Raw genomic sequence first — 16,861 nt, 5'->3', positions numbered from 1 at the left:
GCTAAGGAACGCCGTCAATTCGGATGAACGAGGGATTCCATGACTGCTGACCGGACGAAACGCACCTGCCTGGCCGTGATCCTGGCCGCAGGCGAAAGCACGCGCATGAAGTCCGCGCAGTCGAAGGTGCTGCATCCCGTCGCCAACCGCCCGATGATCGCCCATGTGGTCGACGCGCTAGCGAAGGCCGGCATTTCGGATATCGCGCTGGTGCTCGGCCGCGATGCGGAGAAGGTCGAAGCCGCGGCGAGGAACGCCGCCGTGCAAAGTTCCGTCCATATCCAGACCGAACGACTAGGCACCGCCCATGCCGTGCTGGCCGCCCGTAACGCGATCGCCAAGGGTTATGACGACGTGCTCGTCGTCTTCGGCGATACGCCGCTCATCACCGAAACGCCGCTGATCGCCGCCCGCGACGGACTCGCCGACGGTGCCGATGTCGTGGTCATCGGTTTTCGCACCGCCGATCCGACGGGCTATGGGCGTCTGCTCACCGAGAACGGCGCGCTTCTGGCCATTCGCGAACACAAGGATGCCAGCGAGGCCGAGCGTGCCATCACCTATTGCAACGGTGGCCTGATGGCCATCGACGGCCGCAAGGCGCTGGGGCTGATCGACCGCATCGGCAACAACAATGCCAAGGGCGAATATTACCTGACCGATATCGTCGAGGTCGTCAGAGCCGATGGCGGGCGCGCCATTGCCGTCGAGGCACCCGAGGAGGAGCTGACCGGCTGCAACACCCGCGCCGAGCTCGCCGTCATCGAACGCCTCTGGCAGCAGCGCCGCCGGCATCAGATGATGATCGAGGGCGTCTCGATGATCGCACCCGAGACTGTCTTCCTGTCCTTCGATACGATGATCGCCCGCGACGTGACCATCGAGCCGAATGTCGTATTCGGCCCAGGCGTTACCATCGAGACCGGCGCCGTCATCCATTCCTTCTCGCATATCGAGGGTGCGCAGGTCGGGGCCGACGCCGAAATCGGCCCCTATGCCCGTCTGCGCCCCGGTGCGCAGCTTGGCGAAGGTGCCAAGGTCGGCAATTTCACCGAGATCAAGAAGGCGGAGATCGGCGCAGGCGCCAAGGTCAACCACCTCAGCTATATCGGCGATGCCTTCATCGGCGCGCACACCAATGTTGGCGCAGGCACCATCACCTGCAACTATGATGGCATCAACAAGCACATCACCCGTATCGGCGCGGATGCCTTCATCGGCTCCAACACGGCGCTCGTCGCACCCGTGACGGTCGGCAAAGGCGCCTATGTCGCCTCCGGCAGCGTCATCACCGCCGATGTGCCGGATGATGCCGTCGCCTTCGGCCGCGCGCGCCAGGAAAACAAGGAAGGCCGCGCCGTGCTCATCCGCGAGCGCAACCAGGCGATCAAGGACGCGAAGAAGAAAGCCGGCCAATGAGTCACCCTGTGGGCGCGCCCACATTAACGCTTGCAATCGAAAGTGAGCACGGCCGCGTTGCGCCGCGGTAAAAAAACTCTACGAAAGAGCACACAAAGACCGTCTGGAATCTGGAGCTTTTTATGTGCGGAATTGTTGGCATCGTCGGAACCGAGCCTGTCGCCGGGCGCCTTGTCGATGCGCTTAAGCGCCTCGAGTATCGTGGCTACGATTCCGCAGGCGTTGCCACGATTTCGGATGGCAGGCTCTCGCGCCGTCGCGCCGAGGGTAAGCTGTTCAATCTTGAAAAGCGCCTTCATGAGGAACCGCTCGCGGGCAAGATCGGTATCGCGCATACCCGCTGGGCAACCCACGGCGCGCCGACGGAAGGCAATGCCCATCCGCATTTCGTTGACGGCGTCGCTCTCGTGCATAACGGTATCATCGAGAATTTTGCAGTTTTGAAGGATGAGCTTGCCGCGTCCGGCGCCACCTTCACGACCCAGACCGATACGGAAGTCGTCGCGCAGCTGATCGCGAAACTGCGCCGGGACGGCCTCGGCCGCCGCGAGGCCATGCATGCCATGCTGCGCCGCGTTACCGGCGCCTATGCGCTCGCCGTGATCTTCGAGGACGACCCGTCGACCATCATGGCCGCGCGCAACGGCCCGCCGCTCGCCATTGGACATGGCAAGGGCGAAATGTTCCTGGGATCGGACGCCATTGCGCTCGCGCCCTTTACCAACGAGATTACCTATCTCGTCGACGGCGACTGGGCGATCCTCGGTCGCGATGGCGCACATATCTTCGACGTTGACGGCGTGAGGGTCGAGCGTCCCAAGCAGATATCTTCGGCTGCCGCCTATCTCGTCGACAAGGGCAACCACCGCCACTTCATGGAAAAGGAAATCCATGAGCAGCCGGAAGCGGTTTCACACGCGCTGAGCCACTATGTCGATTTCCTCTCGCACACCGTGCGTCCGGCAACCGCAGACATCGACTTTGCAAAGACCCCGAGCCTTGCCATTTCAGCCTGTGGCACGGCCTATCTTGCGGGTCTCGTCGGCAAGTACTGGTTCGAGCGATATGCCCGCCTGCCGGTCGAGATCGATGTCGCCTCGGAGTTCCGCTATCGCGAAATTCCGCTCAACCCGGCATCGGCAGCGCTGTTCATCTCGCAGTCCGGCGAGACGGCCGATACCCTGGCATCGCTGCGCTATTGCAAGGAGCACGGCCTGAAGATCGGCGCCGTGGTCAATGCGAAGGAATCGACGATCGCCCGCGAATCGGATGCCGTGTTCCCGATCCTTGCCGGCCCGGAAATCGGCGTTGCCTCGACCAAGGCCTTCACCTGCCAGCTTACGGTTCTTGCTGCCCTTGCCATCGGTGCCGGCCGCGCGCGCGGCGTGATCAGCGAGGCGGACGAAAACGAGCTGGTGCGTCATCTTTCTGAAATGCCGCGCATCATGGCGAGCGTTCTCAACACGATCCAGCCGTCGATCGAGCAGCTTTCGCGCGATCTTTCGAAGTGCAAGGACGTGCTCTATCTTGGCCGCGGCACCAGCTATCCGCTGGCTATGGAAGGCGCGCTGAAGCTCAAGGAAATCTCTTACATTCATGCCGAAGGCTATGCCGCCGGCGAGCTTAAGCACGGTCCGATTGCGCTGATCGACGAGAACATGCCGGTCATTGTCATTGCCCCCCATGACCGCTTCTTCGAAAAGACCGTATCGAACATGCAGGAAGTCGCGGCTCGCGGCGGCCGGATCATCTTCATCACCGATGCCAAGGGTGCGGCCGCCTCGAAGCTGGAAACCATGGCGACGATCATCCTGCCCGAGGTTAACGAGATCATCGCGCCGATGATCTATTCGCTGCCGATCCAGCTGCTCGCCTATCATACGGCGGTCTTCATGGGCACTGACGTCGATCAGCCGCGCAACCTCGCAAAATCGGTGACGGTGGAATGATCCTGCGGCAGGAAGGCGAAGGCGATGTCGATGCGATCCGCACACTGACGGAAACGGCCTTCAGGAGCGCGCCGCATGCGGATGGTACCGAGCATTTGATCATTGATCGCCTGCGTGCGGCCGGGGCGCTGACCCTTTCTCTGGTGGCGGAAGTGGATGGCCGAATCATCGGTCATGTCGCCTTCTCCCCGGTTACGCTTTTTGATGGCACAGCGGATTGGTACGGTCTCGGGCCGATTTCGGTCGATCCTGCGCATCAGGGCAAGGGGATTGGCGGCAAGCTTATTCAGCAAGGGCTGGCGCGGTTGAAGGCGCTCGGTGCCGCCGGCTGCGTGCTGTTGGGCGATCCGGCCTATTACAGCCGCTTCGGTTTCGTGTCAGACAGCGCGCTGACGCTGGGCGGTGTGCCTCCAGAGTATTTCATGCATGTGGCGTTTTCTCCGGTTTACGGCGGGGGAACCGTTACCTATCATCCGGGTTTCTACGGCTGAGCGACCTCCCACGCTCGCCCAGGCTGGATATTCGATGACCGACCTTCTTCCGAGACCGTCGCTGGCCACGCGCCTGCGCAACAATTTTCTGACCGGCCTCGTCATCTGCGCGCCGATCGCCATCACCATCTGGCTGACCTGGACCTTCATCCACTGGGCCGACAGCTGGGTTAAGCCCTATATCCCCGCGCGCTACAACCCGGAAAGCTACCTCCAGTTCGCCATTCCCGGCTTCGGCCTCTTGATCGCGCTGGTGATGATCACGCTTGTCGGTTTCCTCGGCAAGAACTTGATCGGCCGCTCCATCGTCGAGTTCGGCGACGGGCTGTTTAACCGCACGCCGCTGGTGCGCACGGTGCACAAGAGCCTGAAGCAGATCTTCGAGACCGTGCTGAAGGACAAGGGTACCTCGTTCAACAAGGCCGCGATGATCGAATATCCGGGGCCGGGGCTCTGGGCCATCGTCTTCGTGGCGACGGATGCACGCGGCGAGATCGCGACGAAATTCAAGTCGATGGGTAAGGATATGGTCGCCTGCTTCGTGGCACCGACGCCGTTTCCGACGGCCGGTTGGCTTGTCTATGTTCCCAGGGAAAAACTCGTGCCACTCGATATGAGCGCGGAGGATGCCGCTAAACTTATCATCTCCGTTGGCCTCGTCACGCCGCCGGAAAAGACATTGCAACTCATCGAGAACGAAGAGCGCAAGGCAAAGAAATAAGTCTAAGGAAAACGCGCGAGCGCTTTCTTTTTCTGAACAAGACCCTCTCCTCCGTCATCCTCGGGTCAAGCCCGAGGATGACGGAGGAGAGGGAGGCGGACGTAACGGAATCTGGAGCCGTCTCGAAAACGAGACGACTCGAACACATTATTCCGTGACGTCGGCGCTCTTTTGGTCGCCCACAAGCACCTTGCCGTCTTCGGCAGGCAGGCGGGACTGCTTTTCCGTGGTGGTGACGCTAGCGGTCGTGATGGTCTTGTCGACCTTGACCTCCGCCGAGGTCTTGTTGTGCCAGGCGCAGTCCGCAAAGGCTGCGGATGCCGAAAGGCCGAGCGTCGCTGCGACTACGAGAACTGTCTTCATGGCATTTCTCCTTCTTCGCTTTACGCGAGAAGTATGCCTTCACGGCCGGTATCAGCGAAATCACGATTTTGTGGTTAGCCCGCCCGCAGGAACCGGATCGCCTCGTCGCGGCGGTGGAGATAGAGCAGTGTGCGGATGGCTTCGCCGCGCTCGCTTGTCAAATCCGGGTCGCGCTCCAGCACATAGGCGGCGTCCTTGCGGGCGATTTCCAGCAGGTCGCCATGCGCTTCGAGGCTTGCGACGATGAAGCCGGGTGTGCCGGACTGTCTCGTGCCGAGAAGCTCGCCTTCGCCGCGAAGCTTCAGGTCTTCCTCGGCGATGCGGAAACCGTCCTCCGTCTCGCGCAGGATGGAGAGCCGCGCCTGGCCATTTTCGCTGAGCGGGCCCTTATAGAGCAGCACGCAGCTCGACGCTTCCTCGCCACGCCCGACGCGGCCGCGCAGCTGGTGGAGCTGCGCGAGGCCGAAGCGCTCGGCATGTTCGATGACCATGATGGAGGCATCGGGCACATCGACGCCGACCTCCACGACGGTGGTTGCCACGAGAAGGCGGGTCTCGCCGTTCTTGAAGGCGAGCATGGCGGCGTCTTTCTCCGGCCCGCTCATGCGTCCATGCACGAGGCCAGCGGCATTGCCGAAGAAACTGGCGAGCGTCGCATGCCTCTCCTCGACGGACATCAGCTCGCTTTCCTCGGTCTCCTCGACCAGCGGGCAGATCCAGTAGGCCTTCTTGCCCTCCGCCAGCGCCGCACGCAGACGGTCGACGATGTCGCCGACGCGCTCCTGCGGCATGATGACGGTCTGGATCGGTTTGCGGCCGGCCGGTTTTTCCGTGAGCTTCGAGACATCCATGTCGCCGAAGGCGGCCAGCACCAGGGTGCGCGGAATGGGAGTCGCCGTCATGACCAGCATATGCGGGGAAATGCCCTTGGCGGTCAGCCGCAGGCGCTGGTGCACGCCGAAGCGGTGCTGCTCGTCCACCACCGCCAGCACCAGATCCTTGTAGGCGACGTTGTCCTGGAAGAGCGCGTGCGTGCCGATGACGATCTGCGTTTCACCCGATGCGATGCGCTCCAAGATGGCATCGCGCTCGCGGCCCTTGGTGCGGCCGGTGAGTACGTCGATGGTGACGCCGGCGGGTGCCGCCATGCGAGACAGCGTCGCGAAATGCTGCCGCGCCAGAATTTCCGTCGGGGCCATCAGCACGGCCTGGCCGCCGGATTCGACGGCGGCGAGCATAGCCATCAGCGCCACGGCCGTCTTCCCGGCGCCGACATCGCCCTGAAGAAGCCGCAGCATGCGCTGCTCGCCGGCCATGTCCTTCAGCACTTCGGCAATTGCCGTCTGCTGGCTGTTGGTCAGCGAAAAGGGCAGGGCATCGAGGACGGGACGGCTGAGTACGCCGGTCGCGATGACGGGCCGGCCAGCGACCTTGCGCAGGCGCTGGCGCACGAGGGCGAGCGATACCTGCCCGGCCAGGAATTCGTCATAGGCGAGGCGGCGGCGGGCAGGGGCCTGCGGGTCGAGATCGGTCTCGTCGCGCGGGTCGTGCAGGCGATGGATCGCATCATAGGCACTGGGAAAGCTCTGGCGCTGGGCAAGCGGCGGATCGATCCACTCCGGAAGATGTGGCACGCGGGCGACCGCCGCCTCTACCGCCTTGCGCAATACGCGCGAGGTAAGGCCGGCTGTGAGGCCGTGCACGGGCTCCACCAGCGGCACATTGTCGGCCTCGCCGAGCCGCGCCATATAGTCGGGATGCACCATGGAGGCGCGGCCGTTGAACCAGTCGACCTTGCCGCTGACGACGACGGTCTCATCGATCGGTAGTGCCTTTTCCAGCCAGTTGCCCTTGGCGCGGAAGAAGGTGAGCGCCAGATCGCCGGTCTCGTCATGCAGGAAGACCCGGTAGGGCATGTTCGATTTGCCGGGCGGTGGCGGCTGGTGGCGGTCGACGCGGCCGGTTATCGTCACGATGACACCCTGCTGGGCATTGGCGATGCCCGGCTGGTTGCGCCGGTCGACGATCGAATGCGGGAAATGGAAGACGAGATCGATGACCCGGCAATCCTCGATGCTTTCCTGCCCCAAGAGGCGCGCGAACAGTTCGCCCAGCTTCGGGCCGATGCCGGGAAGCGTGGAGAGAGGTGCGAAGAGGGGATCAAGCAATGCGGGTCTCATGGCCGGCAAAATCGCCGGAGATGGTGCCTTTGGCAAGGCTGACAAGCGGCTTTTGCCGGTTTATAGAAGCGCCGGACCGCATTTCAGGGAAGGCAGGACGATCATGACGGGAACGACACGCTCGAGCGCCGAGATCGACCCGCGCCGCAAGCGCATCCTCTTCCGCTGTTGGCACCGCGGCATCCGCGAGATGGACCTGGTGCTGGGCAGTTTCGCCGATGCCGAGATCGCCACGCTCTCCGACATGGAACTGGATGAGCTGGAGCGCATTATGTCCGAGGAGGACAACGATCTTGTCAAATGGGTGACCGGCGAAAAGCCGGTGCCGGAAGAATTCCGCGACGGTCTCTTCCCGCGTATTGCCGCCTACCGCCCCAATTTCTCTCCGCTCTTCAAAGACGCAAACGCATGATCCCCGGATTTTCTCCCGAACGCATCGCGGCCGCCGGCCGACCGCTGACGATCGGCGCCGTTCCCGCGGGCGTCGAGCCGCTGATCCTCGCCGATCTCGCCCGCAAGACCGGCCCCGTCGCCTATGTGCTGTCCGATGGCCAGCGCATCTCCGATCTGGAGCAGATGCTCGGCTTCGTCGCGCCGGATATTCCAGTGCTGACGCTGCCAGGCTGGGATTGCCTGCCCTATGACCGCGTTTCGCCGAGCGCCGAAGTGTCCGCACGCCGCCTCTCGGCGCTGTCGGCTCTCATTGCGCACCAGAAGAAGCCGCATGCGGCCATCGTGCTGGTCACGGTCAACGCCATGCTGCAGAAGACGGCGCCGCGGCCGACCATCGAGAGCCTGGCTTTCTCCGCAAAACCCGGCAACACGATCCGCATGGATGATATCGCCGCACGGCTGGAGCGCAACGGTTTCGACCGCGTCGCGACGGTGCGCGAGGTCGGTGAATTCGCGGTGCGCGGTGGCATTCTCGACGTGTTCGTGCCCGGCAGCCTGGAGCCGGTGCGTCTCGATTTCTTTGGCGATACGCTGGAAAGCATCCGCTCCTTCGATCCGGCCAGCCAGCGCACGACGGGGCAGGCGCGATCCCTCGATCTCAACCCGATGAGCGAGGTGACGCTGACGCCGGAGACGATCTCGCATTTCCGCAAGCAATATCTCTCCTCCTTCGGTGCTGCGACGCGCGACGACGCGCTCTATCAGGCCGTCTCCGAGGGCCGGCGCTATGCGGGCATGGAGCACTGGCTGCCGCTCTTCTACGACGAACTGGAAACCGCCTTCGATTATCTCGACGGTTTTCGCATCGTCACCGACCATACCGTCCGCGAGGCCGCCGTCGAACGCTCCCGCCTCGTGCGCGACTATTACGATGCCCGCCTTGCCTCCGCGACGCCCGGCAAAGGGCAAATCGCGCAATCGACCCCCTACAAGCCGGTGCCGCCCGGTCTCCTCTATCTCGATGCCGAGCGCTTCGCGCGCGAGCTGGACGAGCGCAACGCCATCCGCCTGACGCCCTTCAACGAGCACGAAGGCGAGGCGCGGCAGGTCGTGACCGTCGAGGCGCGCACGGGTGTCCGTTGGGCGCGGCCGGCGGGCAGCGAGGATGCCGAAGGCGCGCGCGTCAATGTCTTCGATCAGGCTGTCAAATATATCGCCGACCGGCGCGCGTCCGGCGCCAAGGTTCTGGTCACCGGCTGGTCGGAAGGTTCGCTCGACCGTCTGCTGCAAGTTCTCTCCGAACACGGCCTCGGCAATGTCGTGCCGGTCGAGAAATTCGGGGATCTCGCGAAACTGAAGCCGGGCGAGGCGGGTTCTGCCGTGCTCAGCCTCGAAAGCGGCTTCGAAGCGGGCGATGTCGTCGTGATTGGCGAACAGGATATTCTCGGCGACCGCATGGTGCGGCGTTCGAAGCGGCGCAAGCGCGGCGCGGATTTCCTCACGGAAGTCGCCGGCCTCGATGAAGGCTCGATCGTCGTGCATGCCGAGCACGGCATCGGCCGGTTCGTCGGACTTCGCACCATCGAGGCGGCGGGCGCGCCGCATGCCTGCCTCGAACTCGTCTATGCGGACGAGGCAAAACTCTTTCTGCCGGTCGAAAACATCGACCTTCTCTCGCGCTATGGCGGCGAGGGCACCGATGCATTGCTCGACAAGCTGGGCGGCGTCGCCTGGCAGGCGCGCAAGGCCAAGCTGAAGAAGCGCCTGCTCGACATGGCCGGCGGCCTGATCCAGATCGCCGCCGCGCGCCTCGTGCGCCATGCTCCGGTACTAACAGCACCTGATGGCATCTATGACGAATTCGCCGCCCGTTTCCCCTATGACGAGACGGACGACCAGGCCAATGCCATCGACGCGGTGCGCGAGGATCTTGGCGCCGGGCGTCCGATGGACCGCCTCGTCTGCGGCGACGTTGGTTTCGGCAAGACGGAAGTGGCGTTGCGCGGCGCCTTCATCGCGGCGATGAATGGCGTGCAGGTGGCCGTCGTCGTGCCGACCACGCTGCTCGCCCGCCAGCATTTCAAGACGTTTTCCGAACGCTTCCGCGGCTTGCCCATCCGCGTCCAGCAGGCTTCTCGTCTCGTTGGCAGCAAGGAGCTGGCGCTGACGAAGAAGGAATTGTCCGAGGGCAAGACGGATATCGTCGTCGGCACCCACGCGCTGCTCGGTTCGTCGATCAAGTTCGCCAATCTCGGCCTGCTGATCATCGACGAAGAGCAGCATTTCGGCGTGAAGCACAAAGAGCGGCTTAAGGAGCTGAAGAGCGACGTGCATGTCCTGACGCTCTCGGCAACGCCGATCCCGCGCACGCTGCAGCTTGCCATGACGGGCGTACGCGAACTCTCGCTCATCACCACGCCGCCGGTCGACCGCATGGCGGTGCGCACCTTCATCTCGCCCTTCGATCCGCTGGTCATCCGCGAGACGCTGATGCGCGAGCACTATCGTGGCGGCCAGAGTTTTTATGTCTGCCCGCGCTTGAGCGATCTCTCAGAAATCCATGATTTCCTGCGCCAGGACGTGCCGGAGCTGAAAGTCGCGGTCGCTCACGGCCAGATGCCGGCGACGGAACTCGAAGACATCATGAACGCCTTCTACGAGGGCCAGTACGATGTGCTGCTCTCGACGACCATCGTCGAATCCGGTCTCGACGTGCCCACGGCGAACACGATGATCATCCACCGCGCCGACATGTTCGGCCTTGCCCAGCTCTACCAGCTGCGCGGTCGTGTCGGCCGTTCGAAGGTGCGCGCCTTCGCACTTTTGACGCTGCCGGTTAACCGTACGCTGACGGGCACGGCGGAACGACGCCTGAAGGTGCTGCAATCGCTTGATACGCTCGGTGCGGGCTTCCAGCTCGCCAGCCACGACCTCGACATCCGCGGCGCAGGTAACCTGCTCGGCGAAGAGCAGTCAGGCCATATCAAGGAAGTCGGCTTCGAACTGTACCAGCAGATGCTTGAAGAGGCCGTCGCCGAGATCAAGGGTGATGAAGAGGTGGCCGACAGTGGCTGGTCGCCGCAGATTTCCGTCGGCACGCCGGTCATGATCCCCGACGATTACGTGCCGGACCTGCACCTGCGTCTCGGCCTCTATCGCCGCCTCGGCGAGATCACCGAGCTTGGCGATATCGACGCCTTCGGCGCCGAGCTGATCGACCGCTTCGGCCCGTTGCCGATCGAGGTGCAGCACCTCCTGAAGATCGTTTACATCAAGTCGCTCTGCCGCGTGGCCAATGTCGAAAAACTCGATGCCGGCCCGAAGGGCGTCGTCGTGCAATTCCGCAACAAGCAGTTTCCCAACCCGGCGGCGCTTGTCGGCTACATCGCCAAGCAGGGCACGCTGGTGAAGATCCGCGCCGACCAGAGCCTGTTCCTGTCACGCGATTATCCGACGCCGGAAAAGCGCCTGACGGGAGCTGCGCAGGTGATGACGCAACTGGCGGGTCTCGCGAAACAGCAGGCATAATTGAAGCAGTATTGTGCTGCAGCGAGGAAATAAGATGCGTTCATCCGTCATCGTCTACGGCGCAGCCTATAGTGTCTATGTGCGGATTGTGCGAATTACCCTTCAAGAGAAGGGGGTAGCATACGACCTTGTTCCGGTAGATGTCTTTGCGGAGCACGGCGTGCCGGCCGACCATTTCGTCCGCCACCCGTTCGGCCGCATTCCCTCGTTCGAACATGATGGATTTTCGCTCTACGAGACCAGCGCCATTACGCGTTATGTCGATGAAGCCTTCCCCGGACCGGCGCTTCAGCCTGTAGAGCTACGTGAACGGGCACGGATGAACCAGATCATCGCGATGCTCGACAACTACGCTTATCTGCCGATGGTCTGGGACGTCTATGTCCAGCGCGTCGAGCCGCGGGAAGGCGAGCGTCTGGACGAGGCTCGCATCGCGTCCGGCCTCCACAAGGTGCGTGCCTTCATCATAGCGCTTTCGGATATGCTCGGCGGGCAACAGTGGCTTGCCGGTTCGCGGCCGTCGCTGGCGGATTTTCATGCCGTGCCGATGTTCGACCTGTTTGAAAAAGCCCCGGAAGGAGCGGCGCTCATCGCCGCATTCCCGCAAATCGAAGCTTGGTTGGGTCGGATGAAAACGCGCCCCTCCTATCTAATGACGTAGGCCACTCAGTTCTGGCCAACGCGTTCCTGCGCTTTCATTGCGGCGATCTCGCGGAAAGCATTGGTCAGCACGTCGACGGACTGGGCGCCCATCACGGCGTATTTGTTGTCGATGATGAAGCAGGGCACGCCGGTGACGCCCATGTCGCGGGCCATGCCGATCTCTTCCTTGACCGAATCGACATCCGCACCGGCGGAGAAGAGGGCGGTGACGACGGCGCGGTCCATACCGGCGGCTTCGGCCACATCGAGCAGCACGGCGCGGTCGCCGACATTACGGCCCTCTTCGAAATAGGCCTTGAACAGGGCGACGGCGACTCGGCTCTGGACTTCGGGACCTTCGATCATCGCCCAGCGCAGCAGGCGGTGCGCATCGAGCGTGTTGGGGCTGATCTTCACGGCCGGGAAATCGAAGGCGATGCCATCCTGTTTGCCGAGGCTGGCCAGCATGTCGTGCGCGCGGTCAACGGCCTCCTTGCCGCCGAGCTTTTCAGCAAGGTGCTTCTTATGGTCGACACCCTCCGCCGGCATGTCCGGGTTCAGTTGGTAGGGGCGGAACGTCACCGAGACGGCAAGGTCGTTCTTCACGTTCTCAATTGCCTGTTCCAGCCGTTTCTTGCCGAGGTAGCACCAGGGGCAGACGACGTCAGAGACGACGTCGATCGTAATGGCTTCCATCCGGGTATCCTTTCGAGAGGCCGGATATTTCCGGCTTTGGCGCGGTCCTGTGCAGGCCTTACGCCGTCACTTCAAACTTACCGCCGAGATAGGCCCACCGGCCACAGCTTTCAACAGGTTACCTCAAGGTAACCGCAATTCTGGGGATAGTCCCTTTATTGCGCGCGCTCGTCCCACCATGCGGGAAGCTGGAAACCCCAGAGCGGAGTGATCTCCGGCCGCCCGATATGCTTGTTGCGAGCGATCCACTGCTCGCCCAGATGATAGAGCGGGACGATGTAATTACCCGACAAGAGCATCCTGTCCTGCAGGCGCACGGCGGAACGAAAATCCTCCGCGGTGCGGGCGGCGAGAATGGCGGCCATGACGCGATCGATATCGGGATCTGCGACACCGGCGAAATTCTCGCTGCCCTGACGGCCGCGCGCGTCCGACCCCCAGCGCCTCACCTGCTCCAGGCCGGGCGACAGCGACGACAGGAAGGCCTTCATGATGACATCGTAGTCGAAGGTCTGGCTGCGGCTCTGGTACTGCGAATCATCGACCGTCCTGAGGCTCACACGTACGCCGAGCGCGGCGAGGAAGCGCTGATAGGCCAGCGCCAGCTTCTCTTGGTCGGCATTCTGCGTCATGATCTCGAAAGCGAGCGGCTTGCCGGCGCCGTCGACCATGCGGCCGTCCTTGATCGCATAGCCTGCCTTCTCGAAGTGATCCATCGCCTGGCGCAGAACCCTGCGGTCGCGACCGGAACCGTCGGTCACCGGGAAACGGAAAGTGCCGTCAGCCACGGCGGGATCGATCCGGCTTATCGCCGTGCCTATGATCTCGCGCTCCCGCGCATCGATCGGCGCATTCAGCGCGGAGAGTTCGGAATTCTGCCAGAAACTTTCCGTGCGGGTGTAGGCGTTTTCGAACAGCGTGCGGTTGACCCATTCGAAATCGAAAGCGAGCGAAAGCGCCTTGCGCAGTTCCGCATTCTGGAAGACCGGCCGGCGCGTGTTGAAGACGAAGCCGAACATGACTGGTGGCAGTTTCGACTTCACTGCGTCCTTGATGACGGTGCCCGACGTGACTGCGGGGAAATCATAGTTGCGCGTCCATTTCGTCGGATTGCCTTCCTGATAGATATCGATCACGCCCTTCTTGAAGGCCTCGAACAGCGAGTTGTCCTGGAGGAAATATTCGACGGAGATTTCGTCGTAATTATCGAAGCCGACCTTGGAGGGAATGTCCTTGCCCCAGTAGTTCGGATCGCGCTCGTAGACGATCCGCTCGCCGGGTTTTACCGCCTTGACCCTGTAGGGGCCGGAGCCGAGTGGCAAGGCGAGTGACGACCGGTCGAAGGTTTCCGGATCAATCGCGTGCTTGGGCAGGATTGGCGAGAAGGCGATGAGGAGAGGGGCTTCACGGTCGCTTTTGTCGTTGAAAGTGAAGCGAACGCTGTGCTCACCGGTCTTCTCGAGTTTCTCGACGACGTTCAGGCGGGTGCTGAACGGTGCGCGGCCCTTGTCGCGGAGCAGCTCGAAGGAAAAGATAACGTCTTCCGGCGTCACCGGCTTGCCATCTGCCCAATGTGCCTTCGGATTAAGATGAAACTCGATGAAGCTGCGGTCGTCGTCCCACTCAACGCTTTGGGCGAGCAGGCCATACATGCTGAAGGCCTCGTCGCGCGAGCGCACCATGAGTGATTCGTAGACGAGATTGCCGAATTCCGGGTCCCACATGCCGCGCGCGGTGGTGCGCATGCTTTTCAGGATGAAGGGGTTCAGGCTGTCGAAAGTGCCGACGACGCCATAGGCGATGCGTCCGCCCTTCTTCACATCCGGATTGACGTAGGAGAAGTGCTTGTAGTCCGCCGGCAGCGCCGGTTCGCCATGCATCGCGATCCCGTGCAGGGGGGCGGCTTGGCCGAGCGAAACGGGCAGGCCGAACATGCAGGCCGCGAGGGCCGTCAGGATGGGGCGCAAAGGGGCTCTCCTCGTCGATTCCGTGTGATTCCTGTGTTTATACTGCGCGCAATAGACACAATAGTGCGGCGGGTGCGGGAAATCAGTCCTATAGGCGAATTTCGCAAGGAAAGGCTGGATATCCGGCGCGGCCCATTGTAACAGGTGTCGCCGAAGCGGGTCATGCAAATGCCTCAATTCGCCGACAGGAGAGCGCACGACTGACCCACGCCAGAGGGGCTTGGAGGAGCGTCGTTGCTCCGGCACCGGATTTTCAGGAGACCGAACTCGTATGATCTTCACATCGAACCTCATCAAGCGGACCGTGCTTTCCGCTTTCGCCGCGTCGGTTGCCCTGGCGGCGGCTCCCTCCGTATCTCAGGCTCAGCAGGCCGCACCGCCGAAAGGCTGGTTCAAGGTCTGCACCAAGCAGGAAGACAACGACGTCTGCATCGTGCAGAACCTGCTGACCGCAAGCAGCGGCCAGCTCATCACGGCTGTCGGCCTTATCACCGTCACCGGCAAGACCAACCGCAAGATCATGCAGGTCTCTGTTCCGAGCGCACGCCTCATCCCGCCGGGCATCCAGATGCAGATCGACGGCGGCAAGGGCCTGAAGCTCGACTACGCCATCTGCATGCCCGACAAGTGCGTTGCTGAAGTGCTGCTCACGGACCAGATGATCGCAAGCCTCAAGAAGGGTGGCGAACTGGTCCTGACCTCGATCAACTTCCAGCGCGCGCCGAACCCGATCAAGATGTCGCTCGAAGGCTTCACCGGCGTGTTCGACGGCGAGCCGATCGAACAGTCAAAGCTCGAAGAGCGCCAGCGCCTGCTGCAGGACGAAATGCAGAAGAAGGCGGAAGAAGCCCGCAAGAAGCTTGAAGACGCCCAGAAGGCTGCCAAGAGCCAGTAAGCGTCACGTTTATTCCAGATATGAAAAACCCGGCCGTCGGCCGGGTTTTTTGTTGCCTGAAACGTAGAGGCGAAACGGTCAGTGGAAAACGCCGGTTTCTTCCTTCCAGCGGTAATGTCCCTGGTCCACGTCCATCAGCGCACGCACCTGCGGGTGGCGGATGGGCTGGCCGCTGTCGTCGGGCACGAGGTTCTGCTCCGAGACATAGGCGACATACTCGCTGTCCGCATTCTCGGCGAACAGGTGATAGAAGGGCTGATCCTTTGAGGGCCGGATTTCGGCCGGAATGGCATTCCACCATTCCTCCGTATTGGCGAATTCCGGGTCGACATCAAAGATCACGCCACGGAAGGGAAAGACCCGATGGCGGACGATGTCGCCGATGGCAAATTTTGCGTTACGCATCTTCATGGCGTACCTACCTTTCCCCTTATATTTGGGTAATTGCGCAGAAACATCAATAGTTCCACCGCTGTCACACGTCTTTCATACAGGGCGTGTTGCGCTTGCGCCTCCAGCGGTTTCAGCGTACCTCGAAGAATAGCATCTCAGGCGGATCGGGCGGCATGAATAATCAGTGGGGCAGGAGCGGCAACGGACAGACCTCGGGTGGCGGAGGCATCGGCGCCATCCTGTTCGCCGTCGTGGTCAGTCTGGCGCTCGGTGGGGCCGGTGGCTATGGGGCTTTCCGCATCATGGACGGTGCAGCACCCGCGGGCGAGATCGAAGCGCGCGATCAGCGCATCGCCGACCTGGCCAAGGAACTCGATGCCCGCTCGGCTCAGGTTGAGGAAAACAGCCAGAAAGCACAGGCGCTGACCGAGGAGAACGGCACGCTCAAGCGCCAGCTCGATTCTCTGAAAAGCAACACGAGCGCTTCCGATGGTGCGCTTGCAGTTGCCGAAAACGCCCGATTAACCCGTGAAGTCATCCCCAAGCTTGAAAACGACCTTGAGCTGGCCGCGCAGCGCGTCGCCGATGCCGAAGCCCTGAAGAAACGTGCCGATGAGGCCGTGCTCGACCGCGAGCGCCGGCTTTCGCTGCAGGCCGACCAGATCGCGCGGCTGGAAAAGGCGCTGGATCAGGCCCGCGACACCCGAAACACGACGCAAAGCGCCGAAACGGAGCGTCTGGAGGCCGAGGCCGATACGCTGCGCCGCGAACTCAAGGAAGCACAGAATGCGGAAGAACAGCTGCGCGCGAAGGAAATTCCGATCCTGCAGGAAGGCATCGCCACCAAGGAACGCGAGGTCGCCACGCTGAATGCGCGCAATCAGGCGCTTACGGCGCGGATCGAGGCGCTGGAGGCCGCGGCGGCCGCCGCGAAGCCTGATGGCCAGAAGGACGGCGGCACCAAGCCGGCGCTCGACAACGCAAAACCTGCAACAGACGGCCGCAGCCCGCGCAACGCGGCGCTGGTGGCCGCAGCAGTCCGGGTCATGCCTGGCCTCGACCGGCTGACCGGCGACCAGCGCGACCAGCTCGAGCGCACACTGGTATCGGGCGAATGCGTTACCACCGCGCTTGGCGGCGTCTTCAAACACATACCGGCGCTGGCGATGCGCAACCTGATGCGCGATCTCGACAGCGGCTGTTAATCACGCCGGCGCTTGCCGG

14 protein-coding genes are annotated in these 16,861 nt (G+C 62.6%); 9 read left to right on the top strand and 5 right to left on the bottom strand.

Annotated elements, in window-relative coordinates; genetic code table 11:
- Window positions 1-39 precede the first annotated feature (39 nt).
- The 4 genes from glmU to D0Y60_RS16920 all read left to right on the top strand — a co-directional run bounded on the left by glmU (window position 40) and on the right by D0Y60_RS16920 (window position 4,580).
- A complete protein-coding gene (gene glmU, locus D0Y60_RS16935) occupies window positions 40-1,419 on the top strand; it encodes a bifunctional UDP-N-acetylglucosamine diphosphorylase/glucosamine-1-phosphate N-acetyltransferase GlmU (protein ID WP_117371134.1) in 1,380 nt (459 codons plus the stop codon).
- A gap of 122 nt (window positions 1,420-1,541) precedes the next feature.
- Window positions 1,542-3,368 (top strand): glutamine--fructose-6-phosphate transaminase (isomerizing), encoded by a 1,827-nt coding sequence (gene glmS / locus D0Y60_RS16930; protein ID WP_117371133.1) that lies wholly within the window; start codon window positions 1,542-1,544, stop codon window positions 3,366-3,368.
- Entirely contained in the window at window positions 3,365-3,859 is a 495-nt protein-coding gene (locus D0Y60_RS16925) for an N-acetyltransferase (RefSeq protein WP_117371132.1), read from the top strand. The genes glmS and D0Y60_RS16925 overlap by 4 nt, the downstream gene beginning before the upstream one ends.
- A gap of 34 nt (window positions 3,860-3,893) precedes the next feature.
- Complete coding sequence (locus D0Y60_RS16920) at window positions 3,894-4,580, top strand: DUF502 domain-containing protein (RefSeq protein ID WP_117371131.1); 687 nt, start codon at window positions 3,894-3,896, stop codon at window positions 4,578-4,580.
- Window positions 4,581-4,727: 147 nt separating this feature from the next.
- Here the strand turns inward: D0Y60_RS16920 and D0Y60_RS16915 are convergent, their stop codons facing one another.
- Window positions 4,728-4,943, bottom strand: coding sequence for a hypothetical protein (locus D0Y60_RS16915; RefSeq protein WP_117371130.1), 216 nt, complete (start codon window positions 4,941-4,943; stop codon window positions 4,728-4,730).
- Window positions 4,944-5,017: 74 nt separating this feature from the next.
- A complete protein-coding gene (gene recG / locus D0Y60_RS16910; protein ID WP_117371129.1) occupies window positions 5,018-7,123 on the bottom strand; it encodes an ATP-dependent DNA helicase RecG in 2,106 nt (701 codons plus the stop codon).
- 103 nt (window positions 7,124-7,226) lie between these two features.
- On the opposite strand from recG, the gene D0Y60_RS16905 reads away from it, so the two are divergent.
- From D0Y60_RS16905 to D0Y60_RS16895, 3 genes are read left to right on the top strand one after another with little or no spacing between them, the layout of a single operon-like run.
- A complete protein-coding gene (locus D0Y60_RS16905; RefSeq protein ID WP_117371194.1) occupies window positions 7,227-7,535 on the top strand; it encodes a succinate dehydrogenase assembly factor 2 in 309 nt (102 codons plus the stop codon).
- Window positions 7,532-11,044, top strand: a complete 3,513-nt coding sequence (gene mfd, locus D0Y60_RS16900) for a transcription-repair coupling factor (protein WP_117371128.1) — start codon at window positions 7,532-7,534, stop codon at window positions 11,042-11,044. The genes D0Y60_RS16905 and mfd overlap by 4 nt, the downstream gene beginning before the upstream one ends.
- A gap of 34 nt (window positions 11,045-11,078) precedes the next feature.
- Window positions 11,079-11,705, top strand: coding sequence for a glutathione S-transferase family protein (locus tag D0Y60_RS16895; protein WP_117371127.1), 627 nt, complete (start codon window positions 11,079-11,081; stop codon window positions 11,703-11,705).
- Window positions 11,706-11,710: 5 nt separating this feature from the next.
- Here the strand turns inward: D0Y60_RS16895 and D0Y60_RS16890 are convergent, their stop codons facing one another.
- Window positions 11,711-12,382, bottom strand: coding sequence for a DsbA family oxidoreductase (locus tag D0Y60_RS16890; protein ID WP_117371126.1), 672 nt, complete (start codon window positions 12,380-12,382; stop codon window positions 11,711-11,713).
- Window positions 12,383-12,537: 155 nt separating this feature from the next.
- On the bottom strand, window positions 12,538-14,316 hold the full coding sequence (locus D0Y60_RS16885) for an extracellular solute-binding protein (RefSeq protein WP_117371193.1): 1,779 nt from the start codon (window positions 14,314-14,316) through the stop codon (window positions 12,538-12,540).
- A gap of 304 nt (window positions 14,317-14,620) precedes the next feature.
- On the opposite strand from D0Y60_RS16885, the gene D0Y60_RS16880 reads away from it, so the two are divergent.
- Window positions 14,621-15,244 (top strand): invasion associated locus B family protein, encoded by a 624-nt coding sequence (locus tag D0Y60_RS16880; RefSeq protein WP_117371125.1) that lies wholly within the window; start codon window positions 14,621-14,623, stop codon window positions 15,242-15,244.
- 78 nt (window positions 15,245-15,322) lie between these two features.
- Here D0Y60_RS16880 and hspQ read toward each other — a convergent pair whose 3' ends face one another.
- Window positions 15,323-15,655 carry a heat shock protein HspQ gene (hspQ, locus tag D0Y60_RS16875; RefSeq protein ID WP_117371124.1) on the bottom strand — a complete coding sequence of 111 codons (333 nt, stop codon included), beginning with the start codon at window positions 15,653-15,655 and terminating at the stop codon, window positions 15,323-15,325.
- 155 nt (window positions 15,656-15,810) lie between these two features.
- Between hspQ and D0Y60_RS16870 the strand changes: the two genes are divergently transcribed.
- Complete coding sequence (locus D0Y60_RS16870) at window positions 15,811-16,842, top strand: hypothetical protein (protein WP_117371123.1); 1,032 nt, start codon at window positions 15,811-15,813, stop codon at window positions 16,840-16,842.
- Window positions 16,843-16,861: the final 19 nt, after the last annotated feature.

It is taken from the genome of Shinella sp. WSJ-2 (assembly GCF_003432075.1).
Lineage (GTDB): Bacteria > Pseudomonadota > Alphaproteobacteria > Rhizobiales > Rhizobiaceae > Shinella.
This window is presented reverse-complemented; position numbering and strand designations above follow the sequence as displayed.